This is a genomic window from Pseudomonas sp. RIT-562 (assembly GCF_026241895.1).
Lineage (GTDB): Bacteria > Pseudomonadota > Gammaproteobacteria > Pseudomonadales > Pseudomonadaceae > Aquipseudomonas > Aquipseudomonas mandelii_F.
The window spans coordinates 69,054-89,574 of the sequence record NZ_JAPJIV010000015.1 but is presented as its reverse complement, the minus strand read 5'-3'; the positions used below and the strand labels follow the sequence as shown (position 1 = coordinate 89,574).

Genomic DNA, 20,521 nt, shown 5'->3' with positions numbered 1-20,521 from the left:
CGCGGGCCTCAGCGGTTGGCGTCAGAGTGAGTCATGGCGGTGTAGAACAGCCAGGACACCAACAGGATGATCAGGAAGTACACCAGCGAGAAAGCTGCAGCCGGGCCGAGGTCGAACTGGCCGATCGCCATCTGGGTCAGGGTCTGGCTGAGGAAGGTGGTGGCGTTGCCCGGGCCGCCGCCGGTCAGCACGAACGGCTCGGTGTAGATCATGAAGCTGTCCATGAAGCGCAGCATTACCGCGATCAGCAGTACGCTTTTCAGCTTGGGCAGCTGGATGTGCCGGAACACCGCCCAGGCCGAGGCCCGATCAATCCGTGCCGCCTGGTAGTACACGTCCGGAATCGCCCGCAAGCCTGAGAAGCACAGCAGCGCCACCAGCGAAGTCCAGTGCCACACGTCCATCACCAGCACGGTCACCCAGGCGTCCATGGTATTCGCCGCATAGTTGTAGCTGATGCCCATGGCGTTGAGGCTCGACCCCAGCAAGCCGATGTCCGCCCTGCCGAAAATCTGCCAGATGGTGCCCACCACGTTCCACGGGATCAACAGCGGAATCGCCAGGATTATCAGTACCAGTGACGACCAGCGGCCCTTGGTCGGCATGGTCAGGGCGATAGCAATGCCCAGGGGGATTTCGATCAGCAACACACACCCGGAGTAGATGAACTGGCGCAGCAGCGAGTCATGCAGCCGCGGGTCCAGCAGCACCTGTTTGTACCAATCGGCCCCGACGAAGTAGCGGCTGGATTGATCAAAGATGTCCTGCACCGAATAGTTGACCACGGTCATCATCGGGATCACCGCGCTGAAGGCCACCAGCAGGAATACCGGCAACACCAGCCACCAGGCCTTGTTGTTCTGCACCTTGTTCATGGCTGCGTCTCCAGCAGGTAATCATCGGCGTAGACCATCAACCACTGGGCCGGGAAACTGATGTAGGCAGTGCCTTGCGGCACCGGCTTGTCTTCGGCCAGGCGCACTTTCAGCGGCGCGCCGTCGAGGTTCAGGGTCATGATCTTGTAGGTGCCAAGGTCCTCGACGTGTACGACTTTTGCCTGCATCGCATCATCGAATGGCTCGTCCCATACATGGATGAACTCCGGGCGGATGCCAACTTTCAGAGTGTGCCATTCCGATTCAGCGATACGCTGCTGTTGCGCTTCGGACAACGGCAAGTGGGTCGAGGCAAACCCAACGCCCCCGGGCTGGGGCTGCACGTCGATCAGGTTCATCCCGGGGCTGCCGATAAAGTAGCCGACAAAGGTGTGGCTCGGCCGTTCGAACAGTTCCCGCGGAGTACCGAACTGCACGATCTGGCCGCCGTACATCACGGCAATCTTGTCGGCAAAGGTCGAGGCCTCCAGCTGATCGTGGGTGACGTAGACCATGGTGATGTTGAACTGTTCGTGAATCTGCTTGAGCTTGCGCCGCAGCTTCCACTTCAGGTGTGGATCGATCACCGTCAGCGGCTCATCGAACAGGATCGCCGAGACATCGTCGCGCACCAGCCCACGACCCATGGAGACTTTCTGTTTTTCGTCGGCAGTGAGGTTGCGCGCCTTCTTGCCCAGCAGCGCCTGCAGGTCGAGGACCTCGGCAATCTCCTGCACCTTGCTGTGAATTTTCGCCTCGGCCATGCCCTGGTTGCGCAAGGGAAAGGCCAGGTTATCGAACACCGTCATGGTGTCGTAGACCACCGGGAACTGGAACACCTGGGCGATGTTGCGCTTCTCCGGGGTGAGGTCGTTGACCACTTTGCTGTCGAACAGGACCTGGCCCTGGGACGGGCTGAGCAGGCCGGAAATGATGTTGAGCAAGGTCGACTTGCCGCAGCCCGAAGGTCCGAGCAAGGCATAGGCCCCTCCCTGCTCCCAGATGTGATCCATCTCGCGGATCGCGTAGTCCTCGGGACCGCTCGGCGTGCGGGTATAGCTGTGAGCGAGGTTCTGCAAACGGATCTCGGCCATCAGGCAACCCTCGCGATACGCCGTCCGGGCGCCTGGACCAACCGGCCCTGGGCATCGAACACAAACAGTTTATGGGTCGGGATATAGATGCGTATCGGCGCATCGACGTCGTATTCATGAACTCCGGGCAAGTGCAGCACCAGCAGGAAGTGTTCGTTGCGCACGTGCAGGAAGGTTTCCGAGCCGCTGATTTCCGCCACCTCCACCGTCACCGCCAGCTCCAGGTCATCGTCGTTGCTCGGCACCAGCGAAATATGACTGGGCCGCACGCCAAAGCGGTACTCGCCCTCGCCGACCGGCCGCAAATCGACGTTCAATGGGAAATGCACAAAGTTGGCGAAGCTCACTTCGTTGCCGGCAATGCGCCCGGGCATCAGGTTGATTGGCGGCTCGGAGAACAGCTCGGCCGCCAGCACGGTCTGCGGCTGGTGATAGACCTCGGACGACTTGCCACTCTGGATCACCCGGCCTTCGTGAAGGATGGTCGTGGTGCCGCCCAGTGCCAGCGCTTCGTTGGGTTCGGTGGTGGCATAGATCGCAATGGTGTGCCTGGCCTTGAACAGCTCGCGCATTTCCTGGCGCAGCTCTTCGCGCAGCTTGTAGTCGAGGTTGACCAGTGGTTCGTCGAACAGGATCAGTTCAGCGTCCTTGACCAGGGCGCGGGCCATGGCGGTGCGCTGTTGTTGGCCACCGGAGAGTTCCAGTGGGTGGCGCTGGAGGAATTTCTCGATGCGCAGCATCTTTGCCGTTTCCATCACCTTGCTCTCGATCACCTCCCGGGACACTCCGCCCTGGCGCAAGGGCGAGGCGATATTCTCGAAGACGGTCATGGTCGGGTAGTTGATGAACTGCTGGTAGACCATCGACACGTTGCGCAGGCGCACCGGGCGCTGGGTGACGTCGACGCCATTCATCAGGATGCGCCCGCTGTCGGGCTTGTCCAAACCGGCCATCAGGCGCATGAGGCTGGTTTTGCCGGACAGCGTGCGACCGAGCAGAACGTTGAAAGAACCGGGTTCGAAATTCAGGCACGCATCGTCGATCCAGGTCTGGCCCTCGACGGTGCGGCTGACGTGCTCCAGGGTTAATGACATGGCTCGGCCTTTTTTATTTTTGGAGTCAAGCGACCGTAGCGATAGAGCGACATTCGTGCCAGAAATCACAAGTGGTTGATCTGGTTTGAAAATCTTTGGAAACAGCGAAAAATTGCGTTCGTTGCTGAACAGAAATGAACAATCGCAGCTGAACAATTGAACACTTCAGCCGTTGACAATGAACAATAGTGAACAACACTCTACGGATGCTTTTACTGCGCAAAATCCCCAATTGCACACCGCCTTGTAGCAGCTGCCGAAGGCTGCGTCCGGCGACGCAGTCGTCGTAATTGCATCAGGCCGAAACAACCGGTAAAAAACGCACAATGCGTTACCCATAACAAAAACAATAAAAGCTCTGCTCAGAGATCGACTGCCATGGCCGCACCCGCCTCGCCGCTCTCCCACGACGCCATCATCCAGGACTCCTGGTCACGCTGCCGCGCGTTCGGTCTCGATCACCAGAGCACCCCGGCATTCGATCAACTGCCCGCTGCAGGCATCGCCCAATTGCTGGAGAGCCAGCATTCACTGGTGCAGACCACCCATCAGGAAGTGCTGCCCTACTACGAGAACATCCTCAGCAACTCCAATTGCCTGATCATGCTCGCCGATAACCAGGGCCAAGTGCTGACGTCCTGGGGTACCCAACGGTTTATCGAGCCGAAACTGACCCGGGGGTTCAGCGCCGGCGCCAGCTGGATGGAACGCTGCAGCGGAACCAATGCGATCGGCACCGCCCTCGCTTGCGAGCAAGCGGTGCATATTGAACACGATGAGCATTTCCTCAAGGCCAACCGCTTCATGACCGGTTCCGCCGCGCCGATCTTCGATGCCGAGCGCAAAGTAATCGCCGTGCTGGACGTGTCCAGTGACAGCTACCTGCCGCCGTCACACACCCTGGGCATGGTTAAGATGATGAGTCAGACCGTGGAGAACCGGCTGATTCTCAACCTGTTCCACGGCCAGCACTTCCAACTGACCTTCAACACCGGTTTAAACAATCTAGACAGTCAGTGGGCCGGCTTGCTGATTTTCGACGAGAGCGGCCAGGTGCTGTCGGCCAATCGCCGGGCGGACAATCTGCTGGGCATCAGTCTGTCGCGAGTGAGCGTTGAAAGCCTGTTCAAGGTGTCATTGCTGGAACTGTTGAATCAGCCGGATGATCTGCCATTCGCCCTGCAGACCTCGGGACGCAATCGCTTTCAGTGTCTGTTGAAACGGCCCAAGCAAGTACCGGTCAAGGCTCGAGTGTTCGTCGAGCAACCAGCAGTGCCATCGGCCGCCATCAGTCTCAATACCTTGCACTTTGGCGACAGCCGGGTGGAAAAAGCCGTGCGCCAGGCCGAGCGGTTGCTGGAGAAGGACATTCCGCTGCTCATTCACGGTGAGACCGGTGTGGGCAAGGAAGTTTTCGTCAAGGCTTTGCACCACGCAAGCTCGCGCAGCAAACAAGCGTTTATCGCGGTGAACTGTGCAGCGATCCCCGCCGAACTGGTGGAGTCGGAGCTGTTTGGCTACGAAAAAGGCGCGTTCACCGGCGCAAACCAGAAAGGCAGCATCGGGCTGATTCGCAAGGCCGACAAAGGCACACTGTTCCTTGATGAAATCGGCGACATGCCGCTGCCGACCCAGGCTCGGCTGCTGCGCGTTTTGCAGGAGCGTTGCGTGCAACCGGTCGGGAGCAGTGAATTGTTTCCGGTGGATATCCGGATTATTTCGGCGACCAACCGCTCGTTGCGCGAGCAAGTTCAATTGGGGCGGTTTCGCGAAGACTTGTATTACCGAATCGGCGGCTTGACCCTTGAGTTGCCGCCGTTGAGAGAGCGCAGTGACAAGCAGGAGTTATTCAAGCGGTTGTGGGAACAGCACCGCGAGCCTTCGCAGTGGGCGGGGTTGAGTCGTGAGGTGCTGGAGTTGTTTGCTCGCCACCCGTGGCCGGGAAATCTGCGCCAGGTAAGCAGCGTGATGCAGGTGGCGCTGGCCATGGCCGAGGAACAGCCGGTACGGCCGGAGCATCTGCCGGATGATTTTTTTGTCGATCTGGAGATGGAGCCGGTGGATTCGCCGGAGCCGCTGGCGGTGGATCTTGATAATGTCGAGGATTTAAATCGGCAGTTGCAGGCGGTGGGGGGAAATATTTCGCATCTGGCTCGGCGGTTGGGGGTTAGTCGCAATACCTTGTACAAGCGGTTACGCCAGCCTTAGCAGCCAGGATCTTTTGACTTTAAAAAAACAAAAACCCGCACAAGGCGGGTTTTGTTTTGTAGCTAAAAACGCGATCAGTCAGCCAAGCGCCAGGTCGTCCCGCCCTTGCCATCTTCCAGCACCACGCCCATGGCGGTGAGCTGGTCGCGGATGCGGTCCGATTCGGCCCAGTCCTTGCCAGCCCGAGCTGCCAGGCGTGCAGCAATCAGCGCATCGACTTCGGCGGCATCAACCCGCCCTTCGGCACCGGCCTGCAAAAAGTCATCCGCTTCGAGCTGCAACACACCCAGCACACTGGCCAGTTCCTTCAAGCGCGCAGCCAGACCCGCCGCCGCGTCGAGATCACTCTCGCGCAGGCGGTTGATCTCGCGCACCATCTCGAACAGCACCGCGCAGGCTTCAGGCGTGCCGAAGTCGTCGTTCATCACCTGGGTGAAGCGCTCGACAAAGGCTTCACCGCCAGCCGGAGCAACACTCGGCAGCCCTTTCAAGGCGTGGTAAAAACGCTCGAGTGCGCCCTTGGCGTCCTTGAGGTTGTCTTCCGAGTAGTTAATCGCGCTGCGGTAGTGGCTCGATACCAGCAGGTAACGCACGACTTCCGGGTGGTACTTTGCCAGCACGTCGCGAATGGTGAAGAAGTTATTCAAGGACTTGGACATCTTCTCGCCATTGATGCGAATCATGCCGCAATGCATCCACGCGTTGGCGTAGGTCTTGCCGGTGGCCGCTTCGCTCTGGGCGATTTCGTTTTCATGGTGCGGGAACTCCAGGTCACTGCCGCCGCCATGAATGTCGAACGTCTCGCCCAGGCAGCAGGTGGACATCACCGAGCACTCGATGTGCCAGCCCGGACGACCCTCGCCCCACGGCGAAGGCCAGCTTGGCTCGCCCGGCTTGGTGGCCTTCCACAGGACGAAGTCCAGCGGGTCCTGTTTCGACTCGTCGACTTCGATGCGCGCGCCGATGCGCAGGTCTTCGATCTTCTTGCGTGACAGCTTGCCGTAGCCCATGAACTTGGCGACGCGGTAGTACACGTCGCCATTGCCAGGGGCGTAGGCGTAACCCTTGTCGATCAGGGTCTGGATCATGCTCAGCATGCCCGGGATGTGATCCGTGGCGCGCGGCTCCATGTCCGGCTTGAGGATGTTGAGGCGCGCCTCGTCCTCGTGCATCGCAGTTATCATGCGCTCGGTCAGCACGTCGAACGGTTCACCGTTCTCGCGCGCACGGTTGATGATCTTGTCTTCGATGTCGGTGATGTTGCGCACGTAGGTCAGGTTGTACCCGCTGAACCGCAACCAGCGGGTCACCAGGTCGAACGCAACCATGCTGCGGCCGTGACCAATGTGGCAATAGTCGTACACGGTCATCCCGCAGACGTACATGCGCACATTGTTGCCATCCAGCGGCTTGAACACTTCTTTGCTCTTGGTGAGCGTGTTGTAGATCGATAGCACTTTAGTCGTTTCCTTGAATCACTGGCCCCACGAATCACGCAAGGTCACGGTACGGTTGAACACCGGATGACCTGGTTTCGAGTCCTTGATATCCGCGCAGAAGTAACCTTCGCGCTCGAACTGGAAACGGTCTTCCGGCTGTGCATTGCCCAGCGAAGGCTCGGCACGACAACCGGTGAGAACTTGCAGCGAGTCAGGGTTGATGTTGTCCAGGAAACTGGCGCTGTCTTCGGCCTTCTCGGGGTTCGGCGAGCGGAACAGGCGATCGTACAGACGCACTTCGCACTCGACGCTGGCCGCAGCCGGCACCCAGTGCACCACGCCTTTGACCTTGCGGCCTTCAGGGTTCTTGCCGAGGGTGTCCGGATCGTAGGAGCAACGCAGTTCGACGATGTTGCCAGCGGCGTCCTTGATCGCTTCGTCGGCACGGATCACGTAGCTGCCGCGCAGGCGCACTTCGCCGTTCGGCTCCAGGCGCTTGTAGCCTTTTGGCGGCTCTTCCATGAAGTCATCGTGGTCGATGTAGATTTCACGGGCGAACGGCAGCTTGCGCACGCCCAGCTCTTCTTTCTGTGGGTGACGCGGCAGTTCGAGGTTTTCGACCTGGTCTTCAGGGTAGTTGGTGATCACCACCTTCAGCGGACGCAGCACACACATGGCGCGTGGAGCGTTCTGATCCAGATCCTGGCGGATGCTGAATTCAAGCATGCCGAAATCAACGACGCCGTCAGAACGGTTGGTGCCGACCATGTCGCAGAAATTGCGGATCGACGCAGGCGTGTAGCCACGACGGCGGAAGCCCGACAACGTCGACATGCGCGGATCGTCCCAGCCGAACACGTGCTTTTCATCGACCAGCTGCTTGAGCTTGCGCTTGCTGGTGATGGTGTAGTTCAGGTTCAGGCGGCTGAATTCGTACTGGCGCGGGTGCGCCGGCACTGGCAGCGCGTCCAGGAACCACTCGTACAGCGGACGATGGCTTTCGAATTCCAGGGTGCAGATCGAGTGGGTAATGCCTTCGATGGCGTCCGACTGACCGTGGGTGAAGTCGTAGTTGGGATAGATGCACCACTTGTCACCGGTCTGGTGGTGGTGAGCGTGGCGGATGCGATACATGATCGGATCGCGCAGGTTCATGTTCGGCGAGGCCATGTCGATCTTGGCCCGCAGTACCCGTGCACCGTCCTGGAATTCGCCGGCTTTCATGCGCGCGAACCAGTCGAGGTTTTCTTCCACGGAGCGGTCACGGAACGGGCTGTTCTTGCCCGGCTCGGTCAGGGTGCCACGGTATTCCTTGGCTTGTTCCGGGCTCAGGTCATCGACGTAGGCCTTGCCGGCCTTGATCAGCTCGACGGCCCAGTCGTGCAACTGGTCGAAATATTGCGAGGCGTAGCGCACTTCGCCGGACCATTCAAAGCCCAGCCACTTGATGTCGCTTTCGATCGCATCGATGTATTCCTGGTCTTCCTTGGCCGGGTTGGTGTCGTCGAAGCGCAGGTGTGTGACGCCGCCGAATTCCTGGGCCAGGCCGAAGTTCACGCAAATCGACTTGGCGTGACCGATGTGCAGGTAACCGTTGGGCTCAGGCGGGAAACGGGTGACGATCTGCGTGTGCTTACCCGAGTCCAGGTCCGCCTGGATGATCGGGCGCAGGAAATTGACCGGCACGGCAGGGCCGGTCTTGGCATTCGAGGTAGGTTCGACAGTGGGCTTGCTCATAGGATCCTTGAACGTACAAGTGCGCGGCCGCAGACGGGGCCTGACAAAACAAAGCCGCTATCATAGCCGATGCCGTCAAGCTGCTGACAGAGCAGGCCGGAAAACGGCTGCATTTAATCGCCTGCAAATGAAAAACAGCCTCGAAATTCGCGCCTGTCGCGCTAAACTGCGTTTCTTGGCCAACATCAGGCTGAACCGGTTGCAGGCGCTAATGCCCAAAACCACGAATTCATTGAAAACGCTTTATCTCATGAAGCTTTAATTCATCAAGAGTACCGATCATGACCCAAGTCAAACTGACCACCAACCATGGCGACATCGTCCTGGAACTGAACGCTGAAAAGGCACCGCTGACCGTTGCCAACTTCATCGAGTACGTCAAGGCCGGCCACTACGAAAACACTGTGTTCCACCGCGTCATCGGTAACTTCATGATCCAGGGCGGCGGTTTCGAGCCAGGCATGAAAGAGAAGAAAGACAAGCGCCCAAGCATCCAGAACGAAGCCGACAACGGCCTGCCGAACGAAAAGTACAGCGTCGCCATGGCCCGTACCATGGAGCCGCATTCGGCCTCCGCGCAGTTCTTCATCAACGTGGCTGACAACAGCTTCCTCAACCACAGCGCCAAGACCACCCAGGGCTGGGGCTACGCAGTATTCGCCAAAGTGGTTTCCGGCACTGAAGTCGTGGACAAGATCAAAGGTGTTTCCACCACCAGCAAGTCCGGCCACCAGGACGTACCAGCAGAAGACGTGATCATCGAGAAAGCCGAGATCATTGAGTGATATTGCTGATTTCAGACTTGCATCTGGAAGAGGAGCGCCCGGACATTACCCGGGCGTTTCTGGATTTGCTTGCCGGGCGGGCCCGCTCGGCAAGTGCGTTATACATTCTTGGCGACTTTTTCGAAGCGTGGATTGGCGACGATGCCATGACCGCCTTCCAGCGCTCCATCTGCCAGGCCCTGCGCGATCTCAGCGACAGCGGCACGGCCATTTTCCTGATGCACGGTAACCGCGACTTCATGCTCGGCCAGGCCTTCTGCAAACAAGCCGGCTGCACGTTGTTGCAGGACCCGAGCGTCGTGCAACTCGCAGGCGAACCGGTGCTGTTGATGCACGGTGACAGCCTGTGCACCCGCGACGAAGCTTATATGAAGCTGCGGCGCTACCTGCGTAACCCCGTCACCCTGTTTATCCTGCGCCACCTGCCCCTCGGCACCCGGCATAAACTCGCGCGCAAGCTTCGCCGCGAAAGCCGGGCGCAGACCCGCATGAAGGCCAATGACATTGTCGATGTGACCCCCGAGGAAGTGCCACGGGTGATGCAGCAATATGGCGTGAAGACCTTGATCCACGGGCACACCCACCGTCCGGCGATCCACAAACTGCAGATCGGCGAGCAGGCGGCCCGGCGCATTGTGCTGGGGGACTGGGATCGCCAGGGGTGGGCGTTGCAGGTGGATGAGAATGGGTTTGCGTTAGCGCCGTTCGATTTCGCAGCCTCTTGAGATCAAAAGATCGCAGCCTTCGGCAGCTCCTACAGGTGTACACATAGTCCTGTAGGAGCTGCCGAAGGCTGCGATCTTTTAACGGGCACCGCTAAATCAATGGCCGGAGGCCGCTGGCCCGGCCTTGGCGGCAAACGGCGGTTTTGCCAGCCACACGATCAGTATCAAGCCCATGAACCCCCATCCCAGCAGCGTGAAGTAATCCACCGTGGACAGCATGTACGCCTGGCTGGTCAGCACGTGATCGAGCTGCGCGTAGGCCGGGTTGCCCGGACCGCCGAGGGCATTGAGCGCCTCACGGGTGGCCGGTTCGTAGGTGCTGATGCTTTCGCTCATATAGGCGTGATGCTGATCCGCCCGGCGAATCCAGATCCAGGTCGTCAGTGACGCCGCAAAGCTGCCGCCCAAGGTGCGTAGGAAGGTAGCCAGCCCGGCGCCATCGGCGATCTGGCTCGGGGGCAGGTCCGACATCAGGATGCTCAGCGTCGGCATGAAGAACAGCGCCACGCCGATCCCCATGAACAACTGCACCAGGGCAATGTGCTGGAAGTCCACTTCATTGGTGAAGCCGGCGCGCATGAAGCAGCTTAGGCCAATCGCCAGGAACGCCAGCCCCGCGAGCAGGCGCAGGTCGAATTTGTGCGCATATTTGCCGACGAACGGCGACAGGATCACCGGCAGGATGCCGATCGGCGCTACCGCGAGGCCGGCCCAGGTGGCGGTGTAGCCCATCTGGGTTTGCAGCCATTGTGGCAGGATCAGGTTGATCCCGAAGAACCCGGCATACCCCAGCACCAGCACCAGCGTGCCGATGCGAAAATTTCGGTGGGCAAACAGGCGCAGGTTGACCACCGGGTGCTGGTCGGTCATTTCCCAGATGATGAACACCGCCAGGGCGATCACCGAAATGGCCGCGCCGATAATGATGAAGTTGGACTCGAACCAGTCCAGGTCATTGCCCTTATCAAGGATCACCTGCAAGGCGCCGACCCCAATAATCAAGGTGATCAGGCCGACGTAATCCATGGGCTGGCGGCTGGTCTGCACCGGGCGCGCTTTGAGCTGCTGGCGCACCACCATCACCGCAAAGATGCCGATCGGCACGTTAATAAAAAAGATCCACGGCCAGCTGTAGCTGTCCGTGATCCAGCCGCCAAGGATCGGACCCGCAATCGGCGCCACCACCGTGACCATCGCCAGCAACGCCAGGGCCATGCCGCGCCTCGCGGGGGGATAAACGGCAATCAGCAACGTCTGGGTCATCGGGTACAACGGCCCGGCCACCAACCCCTGGATCACCCGGAACAGAATCAGCTCCGGCATCGAGGTGGAAATACCGCACAGGAACGAGGCGATCACGAACAGGATGGTGGCCCAGAGAAACAGCTTCACCTCACCGAATCGCCGACTGAGCCAGCCGGTCAGCGGCAGCGCGATGGCGTTGCTCACCGCGAACGAAGTGATCACCCAGGTGCCCTGCTCCGAACTCACCCCCAGGTTGCCGGAGATCGTCGGCAGGGCCACGTTGGCAATGGTGGTATCGAGTACCTGCATGAAAGTCGCCAGCGACAGGCCGATGGTGCTGAGCAGCAGGCTGGGCGGCGTGAAAGACGCGTTATTGCTCATCGCGAATCCTTTGAAACCTGATTGGCGCCGCGCCTGTTACAGACGCCGCTGACCCCTGTAGGAGTGAGCCTGCTCGCGATGGCGGACTTACATTCAACATCTTTGTTGGTCAGCCCACCGCTATCGCGAGCAGGCTCACTCCTACAGGGTCGAGGTGATGGCGATCAGCGTTGCGCGGTCTTGCTGACGGCGGCGCTGTTGTCGTGGATGAGCTGGGTGATCATCGCATCGGCTTCGGCCAACTGACGGTCGTAGACGTTGGTGCTGAACGAGGCCTTTTGCGGCGGCTGTTGCGCCAGTACCGGACCACTCTGGTCGTGCAGGTTCACCTCGACCTGGGTCGACAGCCCTACGCGCAGCGGATGTTTGGCCAGCTCTTGGGCGTTGATGTGAATCCGCACCGGCACCCGTTGGACGATCTTGATCCAGTTACCGGTGGCGTTCTGCGCCGGCAGCAGGGCAAACGCGCTGCCGGTACCGGCGCCGAGACTGTCGATGGTGCCGCTGTATTTCACGTCACTGCCATAGAGGTCGGCCTCGATGTCCACCGGCTGGCCGATGCGCATATCGCGCAATTGGGTTTCCTTGAAATTGGCGTCGATCCACAGTTGATCCAGGGGAATCACCGCCATCAGCGCAGTGCCCGGCTGGACTCGCTGGCCCAACTGCACCGTGCGTTTGGCGACATAACCGGTGACCGGCGCGATCAAGGTGCTGCGGGCATTGGTCAGGTAAGCCTGGCGCAATTGCGCAGCGGCGGACATCACGTCCGGGTGCGAAGAGACCACGGTGTCATCCACCAGCGCACTGGTGGTTTTCAGTTGCTGGCGGGCATTGGCCAGGGCGTTTTGTGCCGAGGTCAGGTCGTCCCGGGCGTGGGACAGCTCTTCCTGGGAGATCGCACCGCCGGCTGCCAGATTCTTGCGTCGATTGAAGTTGTCCTGAGCCTTCTGCACTTCCGCCTGCTGGGCGTTGACCTGGGCTTTCATGCCGTCGACATTGCTGTACAGGCCGCGAACCTGGCGCACGGTGCGGGCCAGGTTGGCCCGGGCACTTTGCAGCCCGACTTCGGCGTCGTTCGGGTCGAAATTGATCAGCACCTGGCCTTCATGCACCAAGTCGCCATCATCTGCTCCGATGCTGACCACGGTGCCGGTGACCAGCGGGGTGATTTCCACCACGTTGCCGTTCACATAGGCATCGTCGGTGCTCTCGTTCCAGCGCCCGTAGAGTTCGTGATAAGCCCAGACGCCGACGCAGCCGAGGACCACGACAATGGCCAGAATCACCAACATGATCTTGCGCTTGCGCGGATTGCCGGTGTCCTGCGGGGAATCAGGGGCTTGAGTATTTTCGGCAGTGGCCATGACAGTTACCTTGAATTAGTTGTTCTGCGTGGCTGAAGGGGCGGCCGCCAGGGTTTCACCCTGGAAGCCGCCGCCCAGCGCCTGCATCAGTTGGATCGACAGGTCGATCTGCTCGGCATTCAGGTTGGCCAGCTGACGCTGGGCCTGGAGCAGCTGCTGCTCGATGCTGAGCACGTCCAGGTAGTTACCGATACCGGAACCGTAGCGCTGGACCACGGTGTTGTAGGAATCCTGGGCGATGTCGGTGGCGTGCTGCTGCGCGCCAATCTGCCGGCCGATATCGCGCAGCTGATTGATCGAGTCGCTGACATCGCCAAGGGCTTTCACCAGGCTTTTGTTGTACTGCGCCACCGCCAGGTCGTAGTCGGCGTCGCGGGAATCGAGGTCGGCGCGCAGGCGGCCGCCGTCGAAAATCGGCAGAGAAATGGTCGGCCCGACGTTGAAGAACCGACTGGCCGAACCGAACATTGCATCACCCAGCAACGACTCGAAGCCGGCGGCGGCGCTCAGGTTGAGGTTGGGGTAGAAGCGAGTCTTGCCGGCGGCGATATTCTTGCTTGCCGCTTCGACCCGCCAGCGCGCGGCGATCAGGTCTGGTCGACGCCCGAGCAATTCGGCAGGCAGCACCGATGGCAGCGCCACGGCGCCGGCCTGAAGGACTTTCGGCCGGGCGATTTCATTGCCACGGTCCGGGCCTTTGCCGAGCAGCACCGCCAGGGCAATTTTCGCGCTGTTCAGGCGCTTTTCCGCGTCGATCAGGCTGGCCTGCGAACTGGCTTCCAGGCTTTCGGTCTGCTGGAACTGGTACTGGCTGTCGATACCCGAACTCAGCCGGCGCTTGCTCAGGTCGAGCATCTGCCGGGTGCGCTTGAGGTCTTCGCTGGCCAGGTCATGGATGATGTGGGCCTGGCCGAGATCGCTGTAGGCCCGGGCAACGTCGGCGGACAAGGTCAGCTGCGCCGCCTGCTGGTCGACTTCGGCGGCACGGGCCTCACCCAGCGCAGCTTCCCAGGCGTCACGCTGGCCACCCCAGAGGTCGAAGTTGTAATTGAAGCTGGCACTCAGGTTGCGAACGGTTGAGTAAGCACCGCCCTGCCCCTGCGGGTCTTGATCCCGAGCCAGTCGCGAGCGACTGACGCCAGCACTGGCATCGAGCGTCGGCATGCGCTCGGCATCGGCGGCATAGGCTGCGGCGCTGGCCTGATGCGCGCGAGCCTGGGCAATCTGCATGTCTGGGCTGTCTTGCAGGGCTTCGCGAATCAACCCATCAAGCTGCGCGTCGCCCAGACTTTTCCACCAGTCGCTGGCTGGCCAGGCCGCCGGTGACAGGGTGACGCCGGTGAGGGACTGCCCGGCCTTGAGGCTTTTGGCATCGACAGTGACGCCTTCTGTCTTCAGGCCACTGTAACTGGCACAGCCTGCCAGGGTCATGGCCGCCAGCACCAGGCTCAAGCCGGTGCGCGAGGTTGTGCTGCTCATTTATCACCTACCCGCAGCAAGGTGATCGAGTCACCCGCCGCGACCAAAATTTTCTTCAGGATCTGCTCCAGGGTCGCCAGCTCTTGCCCGGTGATTGCGCCAGCCAATTCATTCATGGCGGCTGCGCCGATGTCCGGCAGGCGGTCAGCGAGCTGCTGGCCTTGCGCGGTGAGTACCAGTTGCACTTGACGACGGTCCGCTTCCGAACGCTGGCGGGCGAGGAACCCCTTCTGTTCCAGGCGATCGAGCATCCGGGTCATCGAACCGCTGTCCAGGGACAGGTGCCGGCACAGCTCGGCGGGAGTGTCGACGCCGAACTGGGCCATGATGATCAACACCTTGAACTGCGCGGCAGTGATGCCGTGGGGTTCCATGTGGGTGTCGATGATCCGGTCCTTGAGCAGCGCGGCGCGCCCGAGCAGGAGCCCGAGATGGCAGTTCTTGAAGTCGTCCGGGGTGAAGTGTTTCATCTGGCCACCGATTAGCTGCCTAGGCAGAGAATGTATGACGAGATGTTACTGCCTAGGCAGCGAATGTCAACGTAATAGTTAGGATGCTTTGTATTTGACTGATAAATGGGAGATTAAATGCGAAAAGATCGCAGCCTTCGGCAGCTCCTACAAGGTTCTGTGAACACCTGTAGGAGCTGCCGAAGGCTGCGATCTTTTGATTTTGGGGAAACTAGAAATCCCGCTTGTAGAAGATATCCAGCGAGCTCGCGACCCCACCCGCCGCTTCCAGATAGACCTTCTTGCTCAGCTTGTAACGCAACGCAATGGTATTGGCCGGCTCGAACACCCCCACCCCATATCGCAAGCTGAGTTTTTCCGAGATGTTGCCGCTGGCAACCACGGCGGTCTGGTCGCCGCTGCCCTGGGTGTCGAGCTGGAAATCCTGGATACCCAGGTTCTTCGCCAACCCGCCGGTCACCCCGGAACTGCCCATCAAGCCCAGGCCAAGCGCCGCTTGGGCGAGCATGTTGTTGTCGCCGCCATCGGTACTCAACGGCCGCCCCAGCACCAGGTAGGACAATGCCTGCTCCTGGCTCAGCGCCGGTTCCGAGAAGATCTGCGTGGTCGGCTGCTCGGCGCTGCCGCTCAGGCGGATGCCGGCGATGACGTCGTCGGTCTGGCGAATAGCCTCGATGTCCAGGTACGGCTGATCCAGCGGCCCGGCAAACAGCAACCGCGCGCGGCGCACGGTCAGGCGCTGGCCGTAGGCGCGATAACGGCCATCGTTGAGCCAGAGCTCACCACGGGTGTCCATGTTGTCGCCGATATGCACGTGGCCCTGCAGATTGGCGGTCAGGCCAAACCCAGTGAAGCTGAGTTTGTCGGAGCCAACCTCCACATCGATGTCCATTTTCATCGCCAGCGGCGGTTTGCCTTGCTCGGTCTGCTGGCCAACGATGACGGTGTCATCGGAGACCTTGACCGTCGACGGCGGCAACTCGCGCACGGTGATGTCGCCTCTGGGCACCAGCACCTTGCCGGCAACCGCCAGCTCATCGCCTTTCATCGAGATCTTCAGGTCCGGGGCGACTTCCAGCTTGGCGTAGGGTTCGACGGACACGGGCAGTTGCGAGCCCTTGAGTGCCAGGTCGACCACCAGGGCCTGGCCCCAGGCGATGTTGCCGTTGAGCGTGCCCTGCCCGGTCTTGCCGCTCTTCCAGCCGCCGTTCAACTGCACGGTTTCGCCGGCGATCACTGCCTGGAGCTGCAAGGCCTGCAACTCGATTGGCAGTTCCGGCCCGGACACTTCGCCATCGCTGAGCAGCAGATTGCCGTTGACCAGAGGCGCCATCAGGGTGCCGCCGATCGTGCCGCTGCCATTCAGGCGACCGGTGATTTTCTCGACCATCGGCACAAAGGGCCGCGCCACGGACAAGTCCAAACCGCTTAGGCGGAACGTGCCGCTCATGGGCTTGTTCGCCGGCAACGGGTTGATCTGTGCCTGCACCCGCAACTCACCCAGCTTGCCGCCGACGAAATTCAGGTCGGTGTCGATGCGCTTGGGGGTCATCTTGCTGGTGAGCAGCAGAGTCTGGTACGGAAAGTCCAGCCACTGGTCCTTGTCGCGCACTCGCAGGGTGCCGCCGCTGGCATCGATGCTGATCTGACCATTCGGCCCACTCGCGGGCAGGTCCAGCTGCAGGTCGGCATTGAGCGCGCCTTTCCAGGCGAAGTCCTTGGGCAACCACTGCGCCAGGCTGTCGATCGGGAATTGCTTGAGGTGATAACGCAGCTTGGGCTCGGGCATCAGGCGCTGGTCTTCACCGCACAGGCTGGCCGGACCCGAACGCCAGCAATGGGCGCCGAAGTTGATCTTGCCATCGGCCAGGCGCTCGAGCTTCGCCGGCGCCTGCAGCTTCCAGTCCTGACCGCCAGCCTGGATATCACCCGTGGCCAGGCGTCCGCGCCAATTGCCTTGAGCCAACGCGCCGTCCAGCCCCAGGGCGAGCTTGAGTTGCGGCCCTTGCAGGTCGAGGCTGAGTTTCTGCTGTTTGATATCGCCCTGGCCACTGGCGGTCAATGTGCCCAGCGCAGTGTCACCGGCGCGGATGCCGCTGCCCTTGAGGTCGATTTTCGCCCGCTGCGCGCTATCCAGCGTCGCATCGAGGTTGAGGCTTTGCAGGCGATTTTCCTGGAAGGCCAGCTGTGTCCCTTGCAAATCGAGCTTGCCTTGCGGGGCCTTCAGCGTACCGGCGACGTCCACCCGGCCATTGAGCTGGCCGCGCAGTTGTGGCCACAGCTGGGCCAGCCGCGGCATCTTGATCTCGATCTGGCCGGCGAGCTTCTGCTGCAGGCTGCCCTTGCCACTGATGCTGTTATCGCCCAGGCGAATCTGCAAGGCGCTGAGGTTCCACTGCTCGCCGCCGCCATCGGCCTTGGCCTGGATGATCGACGGTTGGCCGCGCAGCTTGCCCTTGAGGTCGAGGTCGGCATTGAGGCTGAGCTTGTCGTTTTTCATCTCCCCGGTACTGCGCAGCGGACCGGCCAAGGTGCCCGGCAACTCGGCGACCCAGTACGCCGGATCAATTGCCGATAGATCAAGGGCCGTATCCCAGGCGATGCCGTCGGCAAATTGCAGGTTCAAGTGCCCTTGGGCCTTGCCCTGCCCCGCTTCCAGCTGGATTTGCTGCAGGTAGATTTTGCTCAGGTCGCCAGCGAACGGGCTCTGCAGGCTGAAGGCCCCGGCCGGACCATCCAGTGCGGCCTTGAAGTGGCCCAGGTATTTGCCATCGGTATAGGAGACTTCGCCATTGAAGCTGCGCAACGCCACTTGCGGCTCATCAATCAGCGGATAGACGCGGTGCCACGGGAAGTCCAGCCAGTCGATCTTTGCATCGGCACTGAGGCCTTTGCTCCAGTCCACCTGACCGGTGAGATTGAGGTGCTGCTGGTCGCTTGCGCTCAGGTCGAGGCCGGCGATCTGCGCGCCGTTGGCGTCGACCTTGCCTTGCAGCGCCAGTGCGACCGGACCTTGTTCCGCCGGGAGCGTGGCCTTGCCGATTAGTTGGTAACCGTTTTTCAGGTCGCCAGCGCCCGAGAGTTCGAGCTGATTGAGTTGCAGGGTGTCCGGGAGATCGGCGCTGGCCTTGAAGCCATCAGCCGTGATGCGCACCTTGGCCGGGAGGTTTTCCACCAGCGGTTGCAACTCGCCGGTCAGCTGGCCATTGAGGTAGCCGCTGCTGTCAGCCTTCAGGTTGAGGGTTTTCAGCAAGTCGCCATCGACTTTCAACGCCAGCGCCCACGGGCCAGTGCCCGGCGCAGGCAGAGTCAGGGCTCCTTCGGCGGTCAGTGGCCAGTTGCCGCTGGGTTGCAGCAGCCCGGACAGATTCAGGCTCAGCTCCTCGCGCTGCAGCTTGAGCGAGTCGATCTTCAAGCCCTGGGCGGTCCAGTGCGCGGCCAGCTGCAGGCCCCTGAGTTCTTCGCTGCCGTTGAACAGCAGGCTGCCGACTTTGACATCGCCCAGCTCGATGGCCAGCGGCAAGTCCAGGTCCGGCAGCATGAGCGCGCCGCTGCTGTCTTCATCGGTACCTGGTGGAAACTGCAGGCTGACTTGATCAGCCTGCAGCTGCTCGATGCACAGGGTCCGACGCGCCAGGCACCAGGGAGACCAGGCGAAGATTGCCCGGCTCAGCTCCACCCGGCTGCTGTCCTGCTGCCACACCAGGTGATCGGCACTCCATTGTCCGCCCAGGCGACCCTGGAAATTGTCCACGCTCAGGCCCGGCACAAAACCCAATGCCCAGCGACTGCCCGCCGCCGTACCGAGCACGGTGGAGACTGCCAGAACAATCAGCAGCAACAGACCAAGAATGGCCAGCAGCGTTATCTTCAAACCACGCTTCACAACTCGGGCCCCATGGAAAAGTGCAATCGAACGCCACCGTCGTCATCCAGCGCATGGGCCAGGTCGAGGCGGATCGGGCCCACCGGCGAGATCCAGCGCACACCGATGCCGACGCCGGTCTTGAGGTTTGGCAGTTCGAGCGTATTAAAGGAGTTGCCCTGGTCGACGAAGGTCGCCACCCGCCATTTTTCCGCGACCGAGTACTGGTACTCGGCGCTGGCGGTGACCATGTAGCGGCCACCGATCCGGTCGCCCTCGGAGTTTTCCGGGGACAGGCTCTGGTAGTCGTAACCGCGTACGCTCTGATCGCCACCGGCGAAGAAGCGCAGCGACGGCGGAATCGATTTATAGCCGTTGGTGGCGCTGCCCCCGACCTGTACGCGACCAAGGAAGCGGTGTTTGTCGAACACCGTGGTCAGGCCTTTGACCAGCGCCGTGCCGTACAGCAGGTTGTTGTCCGAGCCCAATCCTTCCTTGGCCACCTTGGTCTCGAACTGCAGGCGATAGCCGTTGTGCGGGTCGATGCGGTTGTCACTTTTCAGATAGGAATAACTGACCCCGGGCATCAGCAGGGTACTGAGGCCCGAGTCGTCGCCGAGTCGATACTCCTCGCGCTGCCACTTCAGCGACACCACGCGCTGCCAGCCGCTGGGCAACTTGCTGTGCCACTCCGGACCGATCGTCAGCAGCTTGCTGAGTGAGTCCTTGTCGGCAATTTCTTCGCTCTGGTAGCCGCCGGCAAAACGCAACTTGTCGGTCAATGGCGGATCCAGGGGGATGTCGTAGAAAATCCCGACGTTCTGCCGCGGTGCCGATATTTCGGTTTCCCAGCCATAGCTGTGGCCCTGGGGATTGACCCAGTGGCGGGTCCAGTTGGCCTTGACTCGAGGGCCGACGTCGGTCGAATAACCCAGGCCGAGGCCCATGGTGCGAGGCTTGCGGGTGTCGAGCTTGACGTCGACCGGGATCACATTGTTTTTCGATGCAGTGGGAGCGGCGTCAACCCGCACACTTTCAAAATAGCCACTGGATTGCATGGCCTGATTGAGTTCGGCAATCAGCTCGGAGTCGTAGGGCGCCCCTTCCTTGAAGGGCACCATGCGTTTGAGCAAATCCTCATCGAACGGCGTGTCGCCTTCGAAACTGACTTTGCCCAGGGCGTAACGCGGACCGCTCTGGTAAACCAGATCGATATCGGCCACCCCGGCCCGCGGGTCGACCGACAGAGTCTGGCGGGAAAAATGCCCACTGAAAAAACCGAAACGCGAAGCCTGGTTCTGGATCAGGCGCTTGGCGTCTTCGTAATTGCCATGGTTGAGCACTGCGCCGGTTTTCAGCGCAGCACTTTTAGGCACACGAAAGGATTTGAGCGACGCCGCCGGGCCTTCGACTCGAATGGTGACATTACGCAGGTGGATAGGCTCGCCAGGATCGATGTTGAGGATCAGCCGAGGGTTCTTGCCGCCCTTTACGTCCACGTCCGTTTCGATCTGCGGCTGATAATAACCCAAGGCCTGGGCAGCTTTGCGCGCCTGTTCCTCGGCACCGCGACTGAAGCGCAACAAGGCTTCTTCGTCACGATCGCCGAGGCTGCCGATATAGCCCTCTATATTGGCCTTGAGTTCATCGTTGGACGGTTTGACCCGCACATCCAATTCACTTTGCGCCAGCGCTGCGCAGCTGGTTAACAGCATCAGCACGCTACTGGTAATTCTTCCTGGAAACTTCATAGGCGC

General features: G+C 60.8%; 14 protein-coding genes. 3 read left to right on the top strand and 11 right to left on the bottom strand.

Annotated features, from left to right (window positions below; all coding sequences use genetic code 11):
• Window positions 1-8: 8 nt before the first annotated feature.
• The 3 genes from ORL50_RS18530 to ORL50_RS18520 are packed head-to-tail and all read right to left on the bottom strand — an operon-like array spanning window position 9 to window position 3,063.
• Window positions 9-875, bottom strand: coding sequence for a carbohydrate ABC transporter permease (locus ORL50_RS18530; RefSeq protein WP_033057091.1), 867 nt, complete (start codon window positions 873-875; stop codon window positions 9-11).
• Window positions 872-1,969, bottom strand: a complete 1,098-nt coding sequence (locus ORL50_RS18525; protein WP_266017093.1) for an ABC transporter ATP-binding protein — start codon at window positions 1,967-1,969, stop codon at window positions 872-874. Before ORL50_RS18525 ends, ORL50_RS18530 begins: the two co-directional genes overlap by 4 nt.
• Window positions 1,969-3,063, bottom strand: a complete 1,095-nt coding sequence (locus tag ORL50_RS18520) for an ABC transporter ATP-binding protein (protein WP_266017092.1) — start codon at window positions 3,061-3,063, stop codon at window positions 1,969-1,971. The genes ORL50_RS18525 and ORL50_RS18520 overlap by 1 nt, the downstream gene beginning before the upstream one ends.
• Before the next feature lie 378 nt (window positions 3,064-3,441).
• Between ORL50_RS18520 and ORL50_RS18515 the strand changes: the two genes are divergently transcribed.
• On the top strand, window positions 3,442-5,271 hold the full coding sequence (locus ORL50_RS18515; RefSeq protein ID WP_266017090.1) for a sigma-54-dependent Fis family transcriptional regulator: 1,830 nt from the start codon (window positions 3,442-3,444) through the stop codon (window positions 5,269-5,271).
• 74 nt (window positions 5,272-5,345) lie between these two features.
• Here the strand turns inward: ORL50_RS18515 and cysS are convergent, their stop codons facing one another.
• Entirely contained in the window at window positions 5,346-6,728 is a 1,383-nt protein-coding gene (gene cysS, locus ORL50_RS18510) for a cysteine--tRNA ligase (protein WP_266017088.1), read from the bottom strand.
• Between the two features lie 18 nt (window positions 6,729-6,746).
• On the bottom strand, window positions 6,747-8,447 hold the full coding sequence (locus ORL50_RS18505) for a glutamine--tRNA ligase/YqeY domain fusion protein (RefSeq protein WP_266017087.1): 1,701 nt from the start codon (window positions 8,445-8,447) through the stop codon (window positions 6,747-6,749).
• 281 nt (window positions 8,448-8,728) lie between these two features.
• Between ORL50_RS18505 and ORL50_RS18500 the strand changes: the two genes are divergently transcribed.
• Complete coding sequence (locus tag ORL50_RS18500; RefSeq protein ID WP_266017086.1) at window positions 8,729-9,232, top strand: peptidylprolyl isomerase; 504 nt, start codon at window positions 8,729-8,731, stop codon at window positions 9,230-9,232.
• Entirely contained in the window at window positions 9,229-9,957 is a 729-nt protein-coding gene (gene lpxH / locus ORL50_RS18495; protein ID WP_266017084.1) for a UDP-2,3-diacylglucosamine diphosphatase, read from the top strand. The genes ORL50_RS18500 and lpxH overlap by 4 nt, the downstream gene beginning before the upstream one ends.
• 96 nt (window positions 9,958-10,053) lie before the next feature.
• Here lpxH and ORL50_RS18490 read toward each other — a convergent pair whose 3' ends face one another.
• From ORL50_RS18490 to ORL50_RS18465, 6 genes are all read right to left on the bottom strand, one after another.
• Window positions 10,054-11,583 (bottom strand): DHA2 family efflux MFS transporter permease subunit, encoded by a 1,530-nt coding sequence (locus ORL50_RS18490; RefSeq protein ID WP_266017082.1) that lies wholly within the window; start codon window positions 11,581-11,583, stop codon window positions 10,054-10,056.
• Between the two features lie 164 nt (window positions 11,584-11,747).
• On the bottom strand, window positions 11,748-12,950 hold the full coding sequence (locus ORL50_RS18485) for an HlyD/EmrA/EmrK family protein (RefSeq protein ID WP_266017080.1): 1,203 nt from the start codon (window positions 12,948-12,950) through the stop codon (window positions 11,748-11,750).
• Window positions 12,951-12,965: 15 nt separating this feature from the next.
• Window positions 12,966-14,429 (bottom strand): efflux transporter outer membrane subunit, encoded by a 1,464-nt coding sequence (locus ORL50_RS18480; RefSeq protein ID WP_266017078.1) that lies wholly within the window; start codon window positions 14,427-14,429, stop codon window positions 12,966-12,968.
• The gene (locus ORL50_RS18475; RefSeq protein WP_266017076.1) at window positions 14,426-14,899 is read right to left on the bottom strand and encodes a MarR family winged helix-turn-helix transcriptional regulator; all 474 of its coding nucleotides are present in this window, start codon (window positions 14,897-14,899) and stop codon (window positions 14,426-14,428) included. Before ORL50_RS18475 ends, ORL50_RS18480 begins: the two co-directional genes overlap by 4 nt.
• 211 nt (window positions 14,900-15,110) lie before the next feature.
• Window positions 15,111-18,785, bottom strand: coding sequence for a translocation/assembly module TamB domain-containing protein (locus ORL50_RS18470; RefSeq protein WP_266017075.1), 3,675 nt, complete (start codon window positions 18,783-18,785; stop codon window positions 15,111-15,113).
• Window positions 18,782-20,515 carry an autotransporter assembly complex protein TamA gene (locus ORL50_RS18465; protein WP_266017073.1) on the bottom strand — a complete coding sequence of 578 codons (1,734 nt, stop codon included), beginning with the start codon at window positions 20,513-20,515 and terminating at the stop codon, window positions 18,782-18,784. The genes ORL50_RS18470 and ORL50_RS18465 overlap by 4 nt, the downstream gene beginning before the upstream one ends.
• Window positions 20,516-20,521: the final 6 nt, after the last annotated feature.

What these genes read in the sequence shown, in the direction of transcription:
- ORL50_RS18530 (WP_033057091.1), bottom strand. Translation starts at nt 875, where the DNA reads ATGAACAAGGTGCAGAACAACAAGGCCTGGTGGCTGGTGTTGCCGGTA.
- ORL50_RS18525 (WP_266017093.1), bottom strand. Translation starts at nt 1,969, where the DNA reads ATGGCCGAGATCCGTTTGCAGAACCTCGCTCACAGCTATACCCGCACG.
- ORL50_RS18520 (WP_266017092.1), bottom strand. Translation starts at nt 3,063, where the DNA reads ATGTCATTAACCCTGGAGCACGTCAGCCGCACCGTCGAGGGCCAGACC.
- ORL50_RS18515 (WP_266017090.1), top strand. Translation starts at nt 3,442, where the DNA reads ATGGCCGCACCCGCCTCGCCGCTCTCCCACGACGCCATCATCCAGGAC.
- ORL50_RS18505 (WP_266017087.1), bottom strand. Translation starts at nt 8,447, where the DNA reads ATGAGCAAGCCCACTGTCGAACCTACCTCGAATGCCAAGACCGGCCCT.
- ORL50_RS18500 (WP_266017086.1), top strand. Translation starts at nt 8,729, where the DNA reads ATGACCCAAGTCAAACTGACCACCAACCATGGCGACATCGTCCTGGAA.
- ORL50_RS18490 (WP_266017082.1), bottom strand. Translation starts at nt 11,583, where the DNA reads ATGAGCAATAACGCGTCTTTCACGCCGCCCAGCCTGCTGCTCAGCACC.
- ORL50_RS18485 (WP_266017080.1), bottom strand. Translation starts at nt 12,950, where the DNA reads ATGGCCACTGCCGAAAATACTCAAGCCCCTGATTCCCCGCAGGACACC.
- ORL50_RS18480 (WP_266017078.1), bottom strand. Translation starts at nt 14,429, where the DNA reads ATGAGCAGCACAACCTCGCGCACCGGCTTGAGCCTGGTGCTGGCGGCC.
- ORL50_RS18475 (WP_266017076.1), bottom strand. Translation starts at nt 14,899, where the DNA reads ATGAAACACTTCACCCCGGACGACTTCAAGAACTGCCATCTCGGGCTC.
- ORL50_RS18465 (WP_266017073.1), bottom strand. Translation starts at nt 20,515, where the DNA reads ATGAAGTTTCCAGGAAGAATTACCAGTAGCGTGCTGATGCTGTTAACC.